The sequence below is a fragment of the Dactylosporangium sp. NPDC049742 genome, from assembly GCF_040674675.1.
In the GTDB taxonomy this organism is placed as follows: domain Bacteria; phylum Actinomycetota; class Actinomycetes; order Mycobacteriales; family Micromonosporaceae; genus Dactylosporangium; species Dactylosporangium maewongense.
The window spans coordinates 66,278-84,155 of the sequence record NZ_JBFANF010000014.1 but is presented as its reverse complement, the minus strand read 5'-3'; the positions used below and the strand labels follow the sequence as shown (position 1 = coordinate 84,155).

Sequence of the window (17,878 nt, the reverse complement as noted above, 5' to 3'; positions counted from 1 at the left end):
TCGGCTGCGTCAACATCGCCCGTACGGGTGGAAAGGAGCTCGACGGCGTGGCGCTGATCGTGCAGAAGTATGGCGGGTCGTCCGTCGCCAACGCCGAGCGCATCAAGCGCGTCGCCGAGCGGATCGTCGACACGCGGAAAGCCGGCAACGAGGTCGTCGTGGTCGTTTCGGCCATGGGCGACACGACCGACGAGCTGCTCGACCTCGCGTCGCAGGTCAGCCCGGTCCCCGCCGGGCGGGAGCTGGACATGCTGCTCACCGCCGGTGAGCGGATCTCCATGGCGCTGCTCGCGATGGCCATCAACAACCTCGGATACGAGGCAAGGTCGTACACCGGCAGCCAGGCGGGCGTGATCACCACGTCGACGCACGGCCGGGCCCGGATCATCGACGTGACGCCGGGTCGTCTCCGCGGCGCGCTCGACGAGGGTGCGATCGCCATCGTCGCCGGGTTCCAGGGTGTGTCGCAGGACACCAAGGACATCACCACGCTCGGCCGGGGCGGCTCGGACACCACCGCGGTCGCGCTCGCCGCGGCGCTGCACTCCGACGTGTGCGAGATCTACACCGACGTCGACGGGATCTTCACCGCCGACCCGCGGGTGGCGAAGAACGCACGGCACATCAAGCAGATCACGTACGAGGAGATGCTCGAGCTGGCCGCCTGCGGCGCGAAGGTGTTGCACCTGCGCAGCGTCGAATACGCGCGGCGGTTCAACCTGCCGATCCACGTCCGCTCGTCATACTCGACCGCCAACGGCACCATGGTCACCGGATCGATAGAGGACCTTTCTGTGGAGCAAGCACTCATCACCGGCGTCGCGCACGACCGCAGCGAAGCGAAGATCACCATCGTCGGCGTGCCCGACCAGCCCGGCGTCGCCGCGCGGATCTTCCAGACGGTCGCTGCCGCGGAGACCAACATCGACATGATCGTGCAGAACGTGTCGACCGAGGGCACCGGCCGCACCGACATCTCCTTCACGCTGCCGAAGACCGACGGCGCCACCGCCAAGGCCGCGCTCGAGCGCGTCAAGGCGACCGTCGACTTCCGCGAGATCCTGTTCGACGACCACGTCGGCAAGGTCTCCCTCATCGGCGCCGGCATGCGCTCCAACCCGGGCGTCGCGGCCAAGCTCTTCGCCGCCCTCGCCGAGGCCGGCGTCAACATCGAGATGATCTCCACCTCGGAGATCCGGGTGTCCGTCGTCTGCCGTGACACCGACCTCGACGTGGCCGTCCGTGCCATTCACGACGCCTTCGAGCTGGGCGGGTCCGAGGAAGCCGTGGTTTATGCGGGGACCGGACGGTAGGTTCGCTCTTTATGGGCGCGCTACCAACGCTGGCCGTCGTCGGTGCGACCGGCGCCGTCGGCACCGTCATGTGTGAGCTGCTCTCCTCCCGCAAGAACATGTGGGGGGAGATCCGCCTCGTCGCCTCCAAACGCTCCGCCGGCCGCACCCTGGTCGTGCGGGGCGAGGAGGTCGTCGTCCAGGAGCTGTCCGGCGACGTCTTCGCCGGCGTCGACGTGGCGATGTTCGACGTCCCCGACGAGGTCTCCGCCGAATGGGCCCCGGTCGCGGTCTCCTACGGCGCGATCGCGGTCGACAACTCCGGCGCGTTCCGCATGGATCCCGACGTCCCGCTGGTCGTACCGGAGATCAACCCCGAACAGTCCCGCAACCGCCCCAAGGGCATCATCGCCAACGCCAACTGCACCACCCTCGCGATGATCGTGGCGCTCGCCCCCCTGCACCGCGAATACGGGCTCAAGGAGCTGGTCCTGGCGTCGTACCAGGCGGTCTCCGGCGCCGGCAAGGACGGCGTCGACACCCTGCTCAGCCAGCTTTCCCGGGTTGCCGGCGACGCTTCGCTCGGCTCCCGCTCCGGCAACGTCCGCCAGGCCGTCGGCGACGACCTGGGCCCCTTCCCGGCCCCGCTCGCGCTCAACGTCGTCCCGTGGACCGGCTCCCTCCGCGACGCCGGCTGGTCGTCCGAAGAGCTCAAGATGCGCAACGAGTCCCGCAAGATCCTCGGCCTGCCCGACCTCAAAGTCTCCGCCACCTGCGTCCGCGTCCCCGTCGTCACCGGCCACTCCGTCGCCATCCACGCCGTCTTCGGCGTCGAGGTCGACGCCGAAGGCGCCCGCGAGGTCCTCCGCCACGCCCCCGGCGTGATCCTCGTGGACGACCCCGCCGCCGGCGAGTTCCCCATGCCGATCGACGCCGTGGGCACCGACCCGTCCTGGGTCGGCCGCATCCGCCGCTCGATCGACGACCCGCGCGCCCTGGACCTGTTCGTCACCGGCGACAACCTCCGCAAGGGCGCCGCCCTCAACACAGCCCAGATCGCCGAACTCCTCTCCAAGGAACTCCAGGCGCTGTAATTCCCCCCACCGCTGCCGCGGCGGGGCCCGGCGGGGATTCTCACCCGCACCCCAATGCGCCGCTCCGCGACGCACTGCCCGCGCCGAGACGCGAGGCAGCACAAGCGCCGCATCAGGTGGTCGCCCTCCGCGGTGGCTGGATGGGGTGTTCCCTCATGACTCCGTGTGGCTCTGATGCCCGGTCCGACTTGGTTCGGCCGGTCCGGCGTGATCCGGCTGGTCTTGCTGGTCCGACGTGGTCCGCCCGGTTCGACTTGGTCCGCCCGGTTCGATTCGGTCCGCCCGGTTCGATTTGGTCTGGCTGGTCTGACTCGGTCTGGCCGGTCCGACTCGGTCTTGCTGGTCCGATGTGGTCCGCCCGGTCCGGCTCGGTCTGGCCGGTCCAGCTCGGTCTGGCCGGTCCGGCCTGGTCCGCTAGACCGGCCTGGTCCGAGGATCGAGCTGGCTGTCGAAGGCCTCGCCGTCGGCGGCGAGCCGGTTGGCGTGCCAGCTCGATCGCATCGCCCTCAGTTCGAGGGCCTGACGCCAGGCCGGTGCGGACCTGGTTCAGCGGTGCAGCCTGAAACAGCCGCCCGACCCGGCTCGGACCAGCCGGGCCAGTTCGAGCCGGGGCACCTCAGACCAGACCCCACAGGCCAGGCCGCCACGAGGCCGGTGAGGTGGAGGCGGATTCGGAGCGGGGTCGGGTCGTGTGGTCAGGCGGCGGGGTCGCTGGTTGTCGGAACCGGGGCGGCTGCGGCCGCGCTCTACGGGGCTAAGACGTCGTCGGCGTCGGTGATGGTGTACGCGTAGCCCTGCTCGGCCAGGAAGCGCTGCCGGTGGGCGGCATACTCGGTGTCGATCGTGTCGCGGGCGACGACCGTGTAGAAATGGGCCTGGCGCTTGTCGGCCTTGGGGCGCAGGACCCGGCCGAGGCGTTGGGCTTCTTCCTGGCGGGAGCCGAAGCTGCCCGAGACCTGGATCGCCACGGCGGCTTCGGGCAGGTCGATCGAGAAGTTGCCGACCCGGGAGATGACGAGGGTCTTGAGCTCGCCGGTGCGGAACGCGTCGAAGAGGCGCTCGCGCTCCTTGTTGGTGGTCGAACCCTGCACGATCGGTGCGTCCAGGAACTCGCCCAGCTGGTGCAGCTGGTCGATGTAGCCGCCGATGACCAGGATCTGCTCGTCCTTGTGGCGGTCGACGAGGGCGCGGACCACGGGCAGCTTGGTGCGGGCGGTGGCGGCGACCCGGTAGCGCTCCTCGGGCTCGGCGACCGCATAGGCCATCCGCTCGGCGTCGGTCAGCGTGACGCGGACCTCGACACATTCGGCCGGGGCGATCCAGCCCTGCGCCTCGATGTCCTTCCACGGTGCGTCATAACGCTTCGGGCCGATCAGCGAGAACACGTCGCCCTCCCGGCCGTCCTCGCGGACCAGGGTCGCGGTCAGGCCGAGGCGGCGCCTGGCCTGCAGGTCGGCGGTGAACCGGAAGATCGGAGCGGGCAGCAGGTGGACCTCGTCGTAGACGATGAGGCCCCAGTCGCGGGCGCCGAACAGGTCCAGGTGCGGGAACACGCCGCCCCGGCGGGTGGTCAGCACCTGATACGTGGCGATCGTGACCGGGCGGATCTCCTTGCGCTCGCCGGAGTATTCGCCGATCTCCTCCTCGGTCAGGCTGGTCCGGGCGATCAGCTCGCGCTTCCACTGCCGGCCGGCGACCGTGTTGGTGACCAGGATCAGGGTGGTGGCCTTGGCCTCGGCCATCGCGGCCGCGCCGACGAGCGTCTTGCCGGCGCCGCAGGGAAGGACGACGACGCCGGAGCCGCCGGCCCAGAACGAGTCGACCGCCTCGCGCTGGTAGGAGCGCAGGACCCAGCCATCCTCGGCGAGGTCGATCTGGTGGGCCTCGCCGTCGACATAGCCCGCGAGGTCCTCCGCCGGCCAGCCCAGCTTCAGCAGCGCCTGCTTGAGCCGCCCACGCTCGGACGCGTGCACGATGAGCGTGTCGGCGTCGATGTTGGCGCCGAGCATGCCGGCGAGCTTCTTGCTCTTCGCGACCTCGATCAGCACCGCCCGGTCCAGCCCGTGCAGGACGAGGCCGTGCACTGGGTCGTTGAGCAGCTGGAGCCGGCCATAGCGGTCCATCGTCTCGGCGATGTCGACGAGCAGCGCGTGCGGCACCGGATAGCGGGAGAACCGCAGCAGCGCGTCGACGACCCCCTCGGCGTCGTGCCCGGCGGCACGCGCATTCCACAGGCCGAGCGGCGTCAGGCGATAGGTGTGCACGTGCTCCGGCGAGCGCTCCAGCTCGGCGAACGGCGCGATCGCCATCCGGCACGCGAGCGCGTCGGGGTGGTCGACCTCAAGCAGCAGGGTCTTGTCGGACTGGACGATCAGTGGACCTTCGGGCACCGGACCAGTGTCGCATGCACCTCTGACAGTTCCCGATATGTGGGAGGATTGGAAATGCTGCAACCATCCGGGGGTCGGATCGCGTCTGTGCTTGTGACGGCCACGCGATGGATGCGATCAGATTCGCCTCCATCGCTTGTCTTGTCACTGCAGTGCCCGCAAGTCGGTGGAGCCGGACGTCCGCGTTCGGATCGGAAGATGGCGGTGTGGTCGCGGGGGCTGGCGACCGCTGCCTTCCGATCATTGATCGGGGGTGGGCGCGGCGTCCGCTCCACCTCCTAGACTGGTCGGTGTGGGCCGGCGGTTGGGTGACAGGGCTGCCCTGACGTTCGGCGGGTTCGCCGCGGCGGCGGTGGCTGTCGGCTGGTTCCTGCTGTCCTCCCAGGTGGCGCACACCGACGTGGCGACCGCTGTCAGCGAGTCACTCGGCGCGATCCTCGTCCTCCTGCTCGTCGTCTCGGTGATCGGCTCCATCCGTCGCGGTTGATTCGGACCGTGACAGTGGGCGATGAGTCGGTACGCTGTGGAAGGTGACCGACCTGGAGGGCACGCAAGCATCGTCCGTCGACGATGACGCCCGGTCCGGCTTCTCCTTGTTGGCGTTGCTCGGCGTCGGTACGGTCAGCGCGCTGGGCCTGACGTGGTTCCTCGTCTCCTGGCTCGTGCTCGGCAGCCCGCTCACCGACGCGATCGGCGAGACGGTCGGCAGCCTGGCCGCGATCCTGCTGATCGTCTCCATCATCGGCGCCGCCCGCGCATCGGACCCCACCGGCCGCAGCTGACGCCCCACGCCCACCGGTGGCCTGATCGCCGCGCACCCATGACGGACTTCGCTGACCGTGGCTGATAGCGGTGTGCTCGTCACGGTCGGGACGGTCGCGTCGCAAGCCTGGCGGGTGGGTTGTGGAGGTGGCTCGGTCGGCCGCGGTGTGCCTGCGGTGACCGCAAGGTTGTGTCGTGGCCCTGGCCGGACGGGGCATTAAGCGGGCAGACCGGCGGCTGGGAGGTCGCGTCGTGGCCTTGGCCTGGTGGGTCGCGGATGCCGCCCGGCCGGGCGGCCGCGGGGTCGCGGGGTCGCGGCGCGGCCAGTCACGGCCGCGTTGACGCAACTGCACGCGGAGGTGGCAGGGAGGGCCCAGGGTCCGGCGCTTCGCCGCATCGGCCCAGACCCGGCGCTGACGGCAGCAACGACCGTGCCCACGACGGCCGGAGCCACGAAGGACCAGCTATGCGGGGCCCTCTTCGGGTGCGGCGGCGGTGATCCGGTGGAGGGCGAACGTGTGCAGCATCTCGGTCCGTTCGTCCTCGGCGCGCAGGTAGCCGCCGCCCATGGAGACGGGCCTGACCAGGCGGGACGCGGTGGCGCCGTGGGAGTCGACATAGCCGACCCAGACGCGGGTCTTGTCGCGGAGCGCCTGCTGGAGGATCTCCAGCGCCTCGGTGTGGGAGGACGTGCTGGCGCCGTTGGCGCGGACGGTCACGGGGGCGCGGCGGGCGACCCTGGCGGCGGCGTCGCCCCTGCGGATCTGCTCGATGACGCCGGCGAGGCGGGGGCTGGAAAGGCGGGCCGCGGCGGCCGGGTCCTCGATGCCGCGGTGTGCCCAGCTGGGGCGGGGTGGGCCGCGGCGGGCCTTCGGGCGGGTGAGGACGGCGGCGCCGGTCGAGTCCTCCTGGACGGGCGGGTAGCCGGCGTCGCGGAGTGCCTCCAGCAGCCTCGCGGGGGTGTGGCGGCTGGCGAGGACGGTCGGTGCGAGGCGGCGCAGCGTCAGCGGCTGGAGGCGGCGGTCGGCGAGGACCTCGGCGATCAGGGACTCGTCGTCGCTGCGGACATAGGAGTTGGCCGAGCCGATGCGCATGCCGCCGTGGCGGCGGGCCATGTCGTCGATGAGGTAGGTGAGCGTCTGCGGGACGGGGGTGCGGGACCGGCGGGCGAGAAGGGCGTGCAGGTCGGCGGCGCTGTAGCCGGCGTCGAGGCTGCGGCGGACCGAGTCGGCGGTGATGCGGAAGACGCTGGCGGACTCCTGCACGCCGAGGAGCTCCAGCTCGCCGGCGAGGGTCGGCTCGGGTGGGCCGGGGACGATGACGGACAGGTCGGCCTGCAGCAGGACGTGGTCGACCGGGGCGGGCAGGAGCGTGTCGAGCAGGGCGGCTGAGCCGGTGAGGGCGGTGCCGTCGGGGGCGTTGAGGCCGAGCGGGTCGTCGGTGTCGATGCTGCCCGAGGTGACCTCGTCGAGGAGGAGCCGGCCATAGCCGGTGAGGCCGTCATAGCCGATCAGGCCGAGGAGGGCGGCCTCGGCGAGATTGGCCTCCACCACCGCGGCGGCGCTGCGGGAGACCCGCCGCGGGGTGCGCCACGACAGCAGCTCGACCACGTCGGACGGGGCGATGGTGGCGCCGGGCGGCAGCTCGGCCAGGACCTGCAGCGCGGCGCGGCGCTGGGCGGGTGCGCCGGGGCGGGACAGCTCGGGCGCCAGCGCGTTGAACGGGCGGTCGCGGTCGTCCCGCTGGCCGATCAGCGACGGCGCGCGGGTCATCGTCAGCCAGGTGACGGCGACGCGGTGCCAGCGGGCGGCGATCCCGCACGCCCGCCACACGTCATAGGCGACAGTCGGCAGGAAGACGCTCTCGACCCGCTTGTTGTCGATGATCTCCTCGCCGAGCAGCCCGGCGGCGGCGGCGATCTCGATCATGAGGGCGGCGGCCTGCTCGTCGACGCCGACGAGCTTGGCGAAGCGGCGCAGCTCGCGCACGCCCATGCCGCCCGAGCGCAGCACCGACGGCGGGTCGGCGTTGACCGCCTCGATCAGCGTCTCGAGATTGCGCACCAGCTCCAGGACCTGGCCCGCGCCGGCGCGGTCGAGCTGGGCGGCGTCGCGGGTGGGCGTGTCGACCTGTGGCGGGTCGGGGTGCAGCTGGCCGAGGGGGCCGCCGTCGCGGCGCAGCACGAGCGACACCTCGACGGGCAGCTCGACGGCGTCGCGGCTGACGGCGACCAGCAGGTGCTGGTCGACCAGCCAGCGGACGGGGGAGTCGGGGTCGGAGCGCAGGCTGGCCGGGGTGACGGTGCCGACGGGCGGGCCGGCGGCGAGCCGGTCGAGCACCGCGCGGGCGGCAGGTGGCGCGGCGAGCAGCGTGCGGCGCAGCCTCGCGGCGTCGGCGACCAGGGCGCCGGCGAGCGGGTCGAGCTCGGCGGCGGGCCGGCCGAGCCCCGCCGGATAGGGCGAACAGACCTCGTCGACGGCGCCGACGATGCGCAGTGCACCGTCGTGCCCGAAGACGATGCCGTGCTGCAGGAGCAGGTCGATCGCGCCCCGCACCCTCGCCGCCTCGACGCCGGACGCCGCGGTGAGCGCCAGCACCGTCTCGGTGGACGTGGTGTGGCCGACGCGTGTGTACCGCAGTGCGTCGAGGATCTCGAGCGTGAACGTGTCGAGCCCGTCGAGCGCCCGGGCCACCGCCACCCGGGACTGGGCGCGGTGCGCCAGCGCCGAGAAGTCCGACGGCGGGGGGATGACCAGGTCCGGGCGCAACCGGATGAGCGCCATCAGCCCGTCGTCGGGCAGGGCGCGGAAATGGTCTGCGAGCGAGGTAGTCATCTCACCTCATACGCTAACCGCCCCGTATGACAAAAGAGGGCGGGGCCGACGGCCCCGCCCTCTTTCGAAGGGGGTTGTTACTTCAGACCGTTGCTCACCGCGGTGATCAGTTCACCGTTGGTGGTGTCGCCCGAGAGCTCCCAGAAGAAGGAGCCGCCGAGGCCCTGCTGCTTGGCGTAGCTCATCTTGCCGGCGATGGTGGCCGGGGTGTCGTAGCTCCACCAGTTGCTGCCGCACTTGGCGTACGCGGTGCCGCCGACGGTGCCGGTGGCCGGGCAGGTGTTCTTGAGGACCTTGTAGTCCTCGATGCCCGTCTCGTACGTGCCGGGCGCGCCGCCGGTCGCGGTGCCGCCGGGCGCGGTCTGGGTGACGCCGGTCCAGCCACGGCCGTAGAAGCCGATGCCGAGCAGCAGCTTGTTGGACGGCACGCCCTTCGCCTTGAGCTTGGCGATCGCGGCCTCGGAGCAGAAGCCGGCCTGCGGGATGCCCGAGTAGCAGCTCAGCGGCGAGTGCGGGGCGGTCGGGCCCTGCGCGGCGAACGCACCGAAGTAGTCGTAGGTCATCGGCATGAACCAGTCGAGGTTGCCGACCGCACCGGCGTAGTCCGCCGCGTCGATCTTGCCGCCGTTGCTGCCGTCAGCCGTGATGGCCGCGGTGACCAGCTTGCTGGAGCCGAACTTGGCGCGCAGCGCCGAGATCACGTTCTTGAACGCAGCCGGGCCGCTCGCGTCGCACTGCAGGCCACAGGCGTTCGGGTACTCCCAGTCGATGTCGATGCCGTCGAAGACACCGGCCCAGCGCGGGTCGTTGACCAGGTTGTAGCAGGAGTTCGCGAACGCGGTCGGGTTGGCGGCGGCCTGGGTGAAGCCGGCCGACCAGGTCCAACCACCGAAGGACCAGATCACCTTCAGGTGCGGGTACTTCGCCTTGAGCTTCTTGAGCTGGTTGAAGCTGCCGCGCAGCGGCTGGTCCCAGGTGTCCGCGACGCCGTCGACCGAGTCGGCCGCCGTGTACGCCTTGTCGTAGTCGGCGTAGCTGTCACCGATGGAGCACTGGCCGCCGGTGGTGTTGCCGAACGCGTAGAGGATGTGCGTCAGCTTCGCCGCCGAGCCGCTCGTGTCGATGTTCTTCACGTGGTAGTTGCGGCCGTAGACGCCCCACTCCGCGAAGTAGCCGACGACCTTCTGGCCGCTCGGCGGGTTCGTGGTCGGCGGGTTGGAGGTCGGGGGGTTCGAGGTGGGCGGGTTCGACGTCGGCGGCTTGGAGGTCGGCGGCGTCGTGGTCGGCGGGTTGGTGGTGGGGGTGCCACCGCTACAGGTCACGCCGTTGATCTTGCAGTTGGTCGGCGGCTTCGCGCCGCTGCCGTTCATGCCCCAGCTGAAGCTGGCGCCGGCGGCGAGCGACGAGGCCCACGACTTGTTCTTCGCCACGTAGTGCTGGCCGGTGCGCACGACGTCGGCGTCCCAGAAGCTGGTGATCTGACCGCCCGTGGGCAGGTCGAACTCGAGAGTCCATCCGTTGATGGCGCTTGAGGTGCCGTTGGTGATCTTGTACGTGGCGCCCCAGCCGCTGCCCCAGTCCTGGTCGACCGTGAACGTTGCGCTGAGGTTGCCGGCGGCGTTGGCGGTGGTGGTGACGATTGGGACGACGGCCCCGGCCACTGCCAGCGCGGCGGCGACGATGAGGCCGTTGCGGACGGATCGTTTCATCGCGTCTCCTGGATGATCCTTTAGGAAACTTTCCTAAAAGTATTGGAGACGTTAGTGGTCGAAGTCTCACCTCGTCAACTGGTGACCGGTGGGTATTTCGATGGCTTACCTATCGTGACCTGGGCATCCTTAAGGGTGTCTCAACAACCGGTTGTCATTGGCTTTGACCTTGACATGACGCTCCTCGACACTCGGCCAGGTATCGCGGCTGCGTATCGAGCCCTCACAGTGCGTACTGGCGTCCATGTCGACGCCGATCTGGCGGTGTCCCGTCTCGGACCACCGCTCAGGACGGAACTATCCGAATGGTTCCCTCCTGAGTCGGTTGAGGAGGCTGTCGGTATTTATCGGAGTTTGTACGAGCATCACGCGATCGCTCCGGCGTTGGTACTGCCGGGTGCGCTGGCCGCCCTTGCGGCGGTGCGCGAGGCCGGAGGCCGGATCGTGGTGATCACATCGAAGCTCGGCAGGCTCGCTTCACTGCATCTCGCACATCTGGACATTCCGGTCGACGAGGTGCATGGCGACGTCTTCGCCGCGGAGAAGTCGACGGTACTGAAGGCGGTGGGCGCGACCGCGTACGTCGGGGATCACATCGCCGACATGCAGGCCGGAGTCCTGGCCGGCGTGCCAGTCCTGGGTGTCACCACCGGTCCCTGCTCGGCCGCGGAGCTGCAGGCCGCGGGCGCGACGGTCGTGGCCGCCGACCTGCACGCGTTCCCCTCGTTTCTCAGGGGCGTGATCTCGGTTGGCCGTCCGGCAAGCGGTGACTAGCCTTGAGGTGTTGTGGGTGGGACGGGTCAATCACCGGGGAGCAGGACAGCGTGCCGACGGGTCGAGTGAAGTGGTACGACCAGGAGAAGGGTTTCGGGTTCCTCACCAGCGACGACGGCGGCGACGTCTTCGTGCACAAGGCGGCACTGCCGACGGGTGCGGGTGAGTTGAAGACCGGCCAGCGGGTCGAGTTCGGGGTGGTTGACAGCCGCAAGGGCGCTCAGGCGATGCACGTCAAGTTCGTCGACGCGCCGCCCTCCGTGACCGAGGCCCGCGCTGTCGCCAGCCGCCGCCAGCCGGACGAGTTGCACGGCCTGATCGAGGACATGATCAAGGTCCTCGAGGCGAAGATCCAGCCTGACCTGCGGCGGGGGCGCTACCCCGACCGCAAGACCGCGAAGACCGTCGCCGAGGCGGTCCATCTCGTTGCACGGGAGCTGGAAGTCTAGGGTTCTGTTGCTCGCCTGGGTCTTGCTCGCCCGGGTTGCTGTTGCTCGCTCAGTGCTTGTGTTCAGGCGCCGACGAGGGGTGTGGCTGGGACCAGCCCCTCGGCGGCGGCCCTGGTCAGCAGGGCGTCGACCGCTGCGTGGCCGTCCGGGCCGAGCGACGAGGTGAACTCGTTGACGTACAGGTTGATGTGCTGGTCGACGACCGGCTGCTCCATCTCCTGGGCGTGCGCCAGCACGTAGTCACGGCTGCGGGACGGGTCGGCCCACGCCTGCCGGACCGACTCCTTGATCCACGCCGTCGCCTGCTCCGGGTCGACACGGTCGCGGTGCGCGATGATCGCCCCGAGCGGGATCGGCAGCCCCGTGTCGCCCTCCCACCACTCGCCGAGGTCGGCGAGCGCGTGCAGGCCGTGCCGCTGGAACGTGAACCGCGCCTCGTGGATCACCAGCCCCGCGTCGAACTGGCCCTTGGCCACCGCCGGCATGATCTCCGCGAACGGCACGATCTCCACACTCTTCGGCGGCGCTCCCGCCGACCACAGGCGCATCAGCAGGTATGCGGTGGTGCGGTCACCCGGCACCGCCACCGTCCTGCCCTCCAGGCTGGTGATCGCCTGGTCCTTCACCAGCACCAGCGGCCCGCACCCCCGGCCGAGCGCCCCGCCGCACGGCAGCAGCGTGTACTTGTCGAGCAGCCACGGCAGCGCCGCATAGCTGACCTTGACCAGGTCGAACTCACCCCGCTCGGCAGCGGTGTTGGTGACGTCGACATCGGCGAACGTCACGTCGAACGCGGGCGCCCCCGGCACCAGCCCATGCGCGAGCGCATGGAAGACGAACGTGTCGTTGGGGCACGGCGAGAATGCGAGCGAGAGCGTCACAACCCCGAATCTAACGCCGTTCGCCGCCACCGCACGACGAGTCGCGAAACGCCCAGTGTGACCCTTACTACGCAGTCGACACCCGTGAATCCCGCCCTGGGTCGGGGGTGGAGATCAGCGCCCGAGCCGTGCTGCTCGCCGGCCACCCGGTCAACGACGTGCCAGGCGGCGCCGCACTGAAGCTGGACACGACCCGACGCCCTCGATCCCCCGGGCCGGGCGAGTGGGCGACATCACCACCCCACCGAACCTGTGCCGCTCACGGCGTCGCCGATCCGCTCGGACGGTGGCAGCCACTGGTGGTGCGCAGCGATCTGAAGATGGCGGATCCGGGCAGCAGGGGTGTGCAGGCCGCCGCAGCAGGGGCGATCCCTCCGGCGGCCGCGAGGTCGGGCTGTACTGGTGGCGCCGGAGGCTGGCCGCCGTCGTGTCAGGCCCGGACGGCAGGGGCTCTGGCTGTGCTGGTGACGACGGAGACTGGCCGCCATCGCGTCAGGCCCGAGAAGGTGCGGCCGGTGCTGGCGGCGTGATCTGGTCCGCCCGGGTCGGTGGTGGTACGCGTGATCCGGTCCGGGCGGGTCGGTGGTGGTGGGCGTGATCGGGTTCGGCCGGTCGGTGGTGCGAAGTGGCGTGGTGGGTGACGGCGGGTCGGTGGTGGTGCGGGGGTCAGCGGCCGGCGAGGGTGGCGAAGGCTTCGCGGAGGGTTTCGAGGGCTTGGGGGATGCGCCAGGCGGCTCGGTCGCGAGGGCCGACGGCGTTGGAGATGGTGCGGATCTCGCCGAAGGCGGTGCCCGGCCAGAGGCGGGCGGCGGCGGCGACCCCGAAGCCCTCCATGGCCTCGGCGACGGCGTCGGGATGGCGCTTCTGGATGGCCTCCTTGGTCTCGGCCGTGCCGGTGACCGTGGAGACGGTGAGGACGGGGCCGCCGACCGCCTCGGGGAGGGCCTGGCGCAGGGTGCGGAGCAGGGCCGGGTCGGCGTCGTAGCGAGCGGTGCCGAAGCCGAGGTCGTCGACGCTCTCGAAGCCGTCGGCCCCGGCGGCGCCCAGGTCGGCGGCGATGCTCTCCGTGGCGACGACGAGGCCGCCGATCTCGACGCGCCCGGCGAAGCCGCCGGCGATCCCGGCCGAGAGGATCACACCGAAGGGCCGGCCGTCGTGCACGGCGGTCGTCGCGAACTGGGCGGTCACGGCCGCCGCGGCGGCGGGGCCGACCCCGGCGGCGACCACGACGATCGGGGCGCCGGACTCGAGGTCGTCGGGCTGCGGGTCGGTGATGCCGAGGCCGGCGAGCACCTTGGCCCGCTCGATCTCGACAGCGGTGACGATCAGGGCGCGGTCATGTCCCAGGAACGGTCTCATCGGTCGTCATCCTCCAGGGACCTGGTCGAGTCGATGCCGGACGGGCGGTACAGCGAGTATCCAGGAGGTGCGAGCGGCGCCGTCTCGTCGTCCACGTCGACGGCCGGCATGCGCCGGGTCGCGTCGGTGGGCCGGCGCGGCCCGACCGGGCCACCCGCCGGCGAATCACCCCGCGGCGGCGAGCCGGAGCCGCCACCCGAGCCCGCACCTGCGCCAGAACCGGAGCCGCCGGCTGGGCCGGTGCCGGCCGGTGTGTTCGCGGGGTCGGTGGAGCGGCGGCGCCACCCGAACCGGCGGCGCGAGCCCTCACCCCCGGCACCCTGATCGACGGTCGGGGTCTCGTCGCTCGTGCGGGACTGGAACGGCATCCGCCGGGTCGCCCCAGCACCGGCCCCGGCACCGGCACCAGCCCCACCGCCGGACCCGCCACCGACCCCAGCACCAGCGGCGGTGCCTGCCCGGGAACCGCCGGAGCCACTTGTCGCAGCGCCCACCCCGCCGCCCGACGCCGAGCCGGCAGGCCAGGGCACGGTGGTGGCATCGGACCCGCCGCCGGAACTGCCCGGCCCGCCCGACCGGCCGCCCGAGCCTGAGCCGGCGGCGACAGGGTCAGTGGGCTGCTCGTCGTGGTCGAGCGGGGCGCCGCGGAGGCGCTCCTTGCGCAGGGCGATCGCCGACCAGACGGCCTTGACCGCGCCGAGCGTGATGAACCCGGCGGCCACGATCATGCCCCAGCCGCCGGTGAACGGGATGAGCCCGACGGCGCCGCCGAGGACCCAGGCGACCATGAGCAACGTCTCGGAATGGGCGAAGGCGCTGGCCCTCACCTGCTCGTCGGCGCGCTCCTGGATCGAGGCGTCGACGGCGAGCTTGGCCAGGCCGCTGGCGATGGCCGTGACCAGGCACAGCAGGGCGACCGCGCCGAGCGAGCCGCGATCGGCGGCGATCAGCGCCACGAACGCGGTCAGGCCGATGCCGACCGCCTGCAGCAGGGCGGGCCGATGGATGCGCAGCCGGGTGCCCACGGCGGTGGCCAGGAACGAGCCCACGCCGAGCGCGCCGGCCACGACCACGACCGCCGCCTGTTCGGACAGCTGCCACGGGCCGAGCCCGACCGGCAGCGAGCGCTCCTTGATCGCGAACGCCAGGAACAGCGTCAGGAACCCGTAGAGCGCGCGCAGGGTCGCGCTGCCGATCAGGGCGCCGATGACGACCCGGCCGGCGAGCACCTTCGCGCCGCGGTGGCTCGGCCGCTGCAGGACGCGTGGGACCTGCTCGGGCGGGTCGGAGTCGGCGCGCGGCGGCAGTCGCAGGGACGTGACCATCCCGTAGAAGAACACGATGATCGACAGCCGCAGCGGCCACTGCGGACCGAACTGGGCCGCGATCAGGCCGACGGGCAGCACCAGAGCGCCTGCGAACGTGCCGTAGACGGAGGCGCGGGCGCCGGCCTCGGACAGGCCGAGCCCCTTGGGCAGCACGCGAGGGACCGCGGCGCTGCGGGCCACGCCATAGGCCCGGGACAGCACGAGCATGCCGAACGCGGCCGGATAGAGCGCCCAGCCGGTCAGGTGCTCGGAGATCAGGACCGCGAGGAAGGCCCGCCCGAGCATGGTGACGGCGAGCGCATAGCGGCGGCCGTGCCGGAACCGGTCGAGCACCGGTCCGACGATCGGCGCCAGCAGCGCGAACGGCAGCATCGTCACGATCAGGTACAGCGCGACCCGGTCGCGGGCCTGGCCCGCCGGGACGGAGAAGAAGATGGTGCCGGCGAGCCCGAGCGCGACGAGGGTGTCGCCGGCGCAGGAGGCCGCGTGCAGGTCGAGCAGGCGGAGCATGCCGGTCTCGCCGCCGGCGCCCTTCTGGCGGACGCGCAGCAGGTTGCGCCCCACGAAGCGGCCGGCCTTGGCGCCGCCGACGGTGGCGACCCGTGCTGCCCGCGCGGTCGTCACCACGGTCTGCGCCACACCTCGAATCACCGACATGCCCCCATCCTGAACCATGGGTGCGACAGTTTCCGGCCACGCCGGGGCCACCGTGCTCGCCGGGCGTGGCGATGAGGAACAATGGTGGGGTGACAGCCTCGACTTCCCAGACCCGTTCCAGCGGCCGCGCGGGGAAGCCCGACCAGGTCTGCGCGGACGCCGTGGAGATCGCCCGCCTCGGGCTGGACGTCGTCGATCCCGAGCACATCGGTGAGCATCTCGGCGTCGTCGCCGAAGGTGAGCGCCTCGTCACACATTTCTTCGCCTGTGGCCTGCCCGGATACCGGGGCTGGCGCTGGGCGGTGAGCGTCACCAGGATCCCGCGCAGCAAGCAGGTGACGATCTGCGAGTCGACGCTGCTGCCCGGGCCCGAGGCGCTGCGCGCCCCCGAGTGGGTGCCCTGGCAGGAGCGGCTGCAGCCCGGCGACCTGGGGGTCGGCGACCTTCTGCCGACGGCCCCGGACGATGTACGACTGGCGCCCGGCTATGTGCAGTCCGACGACTCGGCGGTCGAGGACGTCAACTGGGAGCTCGGTCTCGGCCGGGTCCGCGTGCTGTCGCGCGAGGGGCGGCTGGACGCCGCGCAGCGGTGGTATGACGGCGACCGGGGCCCCAACGCGCCCATCTCCGTGGCCGCGCCGAGCTCCGCCCGGTGCGGGTCGTGCGGCTTCTACCTGCAGCTCGCCGGCTCGATGCGGCAGGCGTTCGGCGTGTGCGGCAACGAGTACGCGCCCGACGACGCCCAGGTCGTCTCCGTCGACCACGGCTGCGGCGCGCACTCCGAGGTGCTGATCGAGCAGGTCCAGGCGGTCGACGAGCTGCCCACGGTGTTCGACGACAGCGAGGTCGAGTCGGTGTCGGTCAGCCGGGCGCACGGCTCGGTCGACGAGTCCGAGCCCGCCGAGCCCTATGGGCACGGCTGAGTACGGCTATCAGGAGCGACCGTCGCGGGTGTTGGCCGCGACGGTCTGGCGGCTGAGCCCGGACCCGGGCAACGAGGACGGCGAGTTCCGCATCCTGCCCGACGGCTGCATGGACGTCATCCACCAGCGTGGCGGCGAGCTGCTGGTGGCGGGCCCCGACACGGTCGCCAAGCTCGGGAGGAGTCCGGCCGGCCTCTCGTACACGGGGATCCGCTTCGATCCGGGGACCGCTCCGGGCCTGCTCGGAGTCCCCGCGGACGAGCTGCGCGACCAGCGGGTGCCCCTGGCGGCGCTGTGGCCCTCGGCGCGCGTCAGGCGCCTCACCGAACTGCTCGACGAGGCCGCCGACCCGGCTCGCGCGCTCGAGGAGGCGTTCCAAGGGGCGGCATCCGAAAGGAACGACAAACCGGACGAGCTCTGGGTGCCGGCGGTGGTCGAGCGGCTCAGGGCGCGGCGGCCGGTCGCGGAGATCGCCGCGGACATGGGCATCAGCGAGCGCCAGCTGCACCGCCGTGGCCTGGGCCTTTTCGGGTACGGGCTGAAGACCCTCGCCCGGATCCTCCGCGTCAACGCGGCGCTGGACCTGGCCCGCGGCGGCATGCCGTTCGGCCTGGTGGCCGCCGCCGGCGGCTACGCCGACCAGGCGCACCTCTCGCGGGAGGTGAAGGCGCTGGCCGGCGCGCCGCTGCGGGAGGTCATCGGATAGTGCTGTAGAGGTCGACGGGGTGGCCGTCGGGGTCGTGCAGGATCGCGTACCGCTGGCCCCAGAAGGCGTCCCAGGGTGCCTTGTGCCCGCCGTACCCTGCGGAGACCAACGAGTCGTAGACCTTGTCGACCTCGGCGGGCGTGTCGCACTCGAAGCCGATGGCGGACCGTCCGGTGCCGACCGGCGGCGTCCATTCGGGGTCGAACGAGCGGATCGTCTCCTCCGTGTCCCACGCGATCCTCATGCCGCCGCCCAGGGTGCACTCGGCGTGCGGGGCGGCGTCCTGATCGGCCGGGATGTCCAGCCCGAGCTGCCGGTAGAAGGCCAGTGACCTGGCCATGTCCGTCACGACGATGCCGATGTAGTTCAGTGTGGGTGCCATACCCCAGAGGCTAGGCGCCGCCGGTCTCCCCGGTCTTGAACGAATCGGACGCGGCCCGCCGGCGTTTGCGGTTCCGGTCGTGGACGACCATGGTCAGCCCGCCCGGAATGCCCCACAGCGCGCCGGCCACCGCGATGCCGAACCAGTCGCCGTGCCCGGCATCGGCCAGCTCGTCGCGGAACGGCAGCATCACGAGCACCGCGAGGATCCACAAGCCGATCCCGGCGAGGGCGAACGGCACCATCGGCGGGTCGAGCGGCTTCGGCTGGCTGGTCACGCCCGACACGGTACTCCCGTGATCGCGAACACAGGTCGTTAGCCAAGCTTATTAGGTAAGC

At 71.4% G+C, this 17,878-nt stretch carries 15 protein-coding genes and 1 pseudogene; 8 read left to right on the top strand and 8 right to left on the bottom strand.

Annotated features, from left to right (window positions below; all coding sequences use genetic code 11):
• Positions 1-47 precede the first annotated feature (47 nt).
• Both AB0J72_RS19660 and AB0J72_RS19655 read left to right on the top strand, forming a co-directional pair.
• Positions 48-1,313, top strand: a complete 1,266-nt coding sequence (locus tag AB0J72_RS19660) for an aspartate kinase (RefSeq protein ID WP_354779709.1) — start codon at positions 48-50, stop codon at positions 1,311-1,313.
• A gap of 11 nt (positions 1,314-1,324) precedes the next feature.
• Positions 1,325-2,386 carry an aspartate-semialdehyde dehydrogenase gene (locus AB0J72_RS19655; RefSeq protein WP_363400602.1) on the top strand — a complete coding sequence of 354 codons (1,062 nt, stop codon included), beginning with the start codon at positions 1,325-1,327 and terminating at the stop codon, positions 2,384-2,386.
• A 746-nt stretch (positions 2,387-3,132) separates the two neighbouring features.
• On the opposite strand, the gene AB0J72_RS19650 is transcribed toward AB0J72_RS19655, so the two are convergent.
• Entirely contained in the window at positions 3,133-4,776 is a 1,644-nt protein-coding gene (locus tag AB0J72_RS19650; RefSeq protein WP_344501316.1) for a DNA repair helicase XPB, read from the bottom strand.
• A 292-nt stretch (positions 4,777-5,068) separates the two neighbouring features.
• Between AB0J72_RS19650 and AB0J72_RS19645 the strand changes: the two genes are divergently transcribed.
• Entirely contained in the window at positions 5,069-5,263 is a 195-nt protein-coding gene (locus AB0J72_RS19645; RefSeq protein ID WP_363400600.1) for a hypothetical protein, read from the top strand.
• Positions 5,264-5,306: 43 nt separating this feature from the next.
• Positions 5,307-5,558 carry a hypothetical protein gene (locus AB0J72_RS19640; RefSeq protein ID WP_363400598.1) on the top strand — a complete coding sequence of 84 codons (252 nt, stop codon included), beginning with the start codon at positions 5,307-5,309 and terminating at the stop codon, positions 5,556-5,558.
• Positions 5,559-6,002: 444 nt separating this feature from the next.
• Here AB0J72_RS19640 and AB0J72_RS19635 read toward each other — a convergent pair whose 3' ends face one another.
• The gene (locus AB0J72_RS19635) at positions 6,003-8,372 is read right to left on the bottom strand and encodes a helicase-associated domain-containing protein (RefSeq protein ID WP_363400596.1); all 2,370 of its coding nucleotides are present in this window, start codon (positions 8,370-8,372) and stop codon (positions 6,003-6,005) included.
• Between the two features lie 77 nt (positions 8,373-8,449).
• On the bottom strand, positions 8,450-10,081 hold the full coding sequence (locus AB0J72_RS19630) for a glycosyl hydrolase family 18 protein (RefSeq protein ID WP_363400594.1): 1,632 nt from the start codon (positions 10,079-10,081) through the stop codon (positions 8,450-8,452).
• Positions 10,082-10,255: 174 nt separating this feature from the next.
• Between AB0J72_RS19630 and AB0J72_RS19625 the strand changes: the two genes are divergently transcribed.
• Entirely contained in the window at positions 10,256-10,855 is a 600-nt protein-coding gene (locus AB0J72_RS19625; protein ID WP_363400592.1) for a haloacid dehalogenase-like hydrolase, read from the top strand.
• A 50-nt stretch (positions 10,856-10,905) separates the two neighbouring features.
• Positions 10,906-11,304, top strand: coding sequence for a cold-shock protein (locus AB0J72_RS19620; protein WP_363400590.1), 399 nt, complete (start codon positions 10,906-10,908; stop codon positions 11,302-11,304).
• A 62-nt stretch (positions 11,305-11,366) separates the two neighbouring features.
• Here AB0J72_RS19620 and AB0J72_RS19615 read toward each other — a convergent pair whose 3' ends face one another.
• The 3 genes and pseudogenes from AB0J72_RS19615 to AB0J72_RS19605 all read right to left on the bottom strand — a co-directional run.
• Entirely contained in the window at positions 11,367-12,185 is an 819-nt protein-coding gene (locus tag AB0J72_RS19615; RefSeq protein WP_363400588.1) for a 1,4-dihydroxy-6-naphthoate synthase, read from the bottom strand.
• A 666-nt stretch (positions 12,186-12,851) separates the two neighbouring features.
• Positions 12,852-13,544: a futalosine hydrolase gene (locus AB0J72_RS19610; protein WP_363400586.1), complete on the bottom strand. Its 693-nt coding sequence runs from the start codon at positions 13,542-13,544 to the stop codon at positions 12,852-12,854.
• A 620-nt stretch (positions 13,545-14,164) separates the two neighbouring features.
• Positions 14,165-15,529: pseudogene (locus AB0J72_RS19605) on the bottom strand (MFS transporter); the annotation flags it as partial.
• Positions 15,530-15,600: 71 nt separating this feature from the next.
• On the opposite strand from AB0J72_RS19605, the gene AB0J72_RS19600 reads away from it, so the two are divergent.
• Positions 15,601-16,452 carry a DUF3027 domain-containing protein gene (locus AB0J72_RS19600; protein ID WP_363400584.1) on the top strand — a complete coding sequence of 284 codons (852 nt, stop codon included), beginning with the start codon at positions 15,601-15,603 and terminating at the stop codon, positions 16,450-16,452.
• On the top strand, positions 16,439-17,158 hold the full coding sequence (locus AB0J72_RS19595; protein ID WP_363400582.1) for a DUF6597 domain-containing transcriptional factor: 720 nt from the start codon (positions 16,439-16,441) through the stop codon (positions 17,156-17,158). Before AB0J72_RS19600 ends, AB0J72_RS19595 begins: the two co-directional genes overlap by 14 nt.
• Here AB0J72_RS19595 and AB0J72_RS19590 read toward each other — a convergent pair.
• Together AB0J72_RS19590 and AB0J72_RS19585 are read right to left on the bottom strand one after the other, a co-directional pair.
• Positions 17,148-17,540, bottom strand: a complete 393-nt coding sequence (locus AB0J72_RS19590) for a VOC family protein (protein ID WP_363400580.1) — start codon at positions 17,538-17,540, stop codon at positions 17,148-17,150. The genes AB0J72_RS19595 and AB0J72_RS19590 overlap by 11 nt on opposite strands.
• 10 nt (positions 17,541-17,550) lie before the next feature.
• A complete protein-coding gene (locus tag AB0J72_RS19585) occupies positions 17,551-17,784 on the bottom strand; it encodes a DUF2530 domain-containing protein (RefSeq protein WP_363400811.1) in 234 nt (77 codons plus the stop codon).
• Positions 17,785-17,878 lie beyond the last annotated feature (94 nt).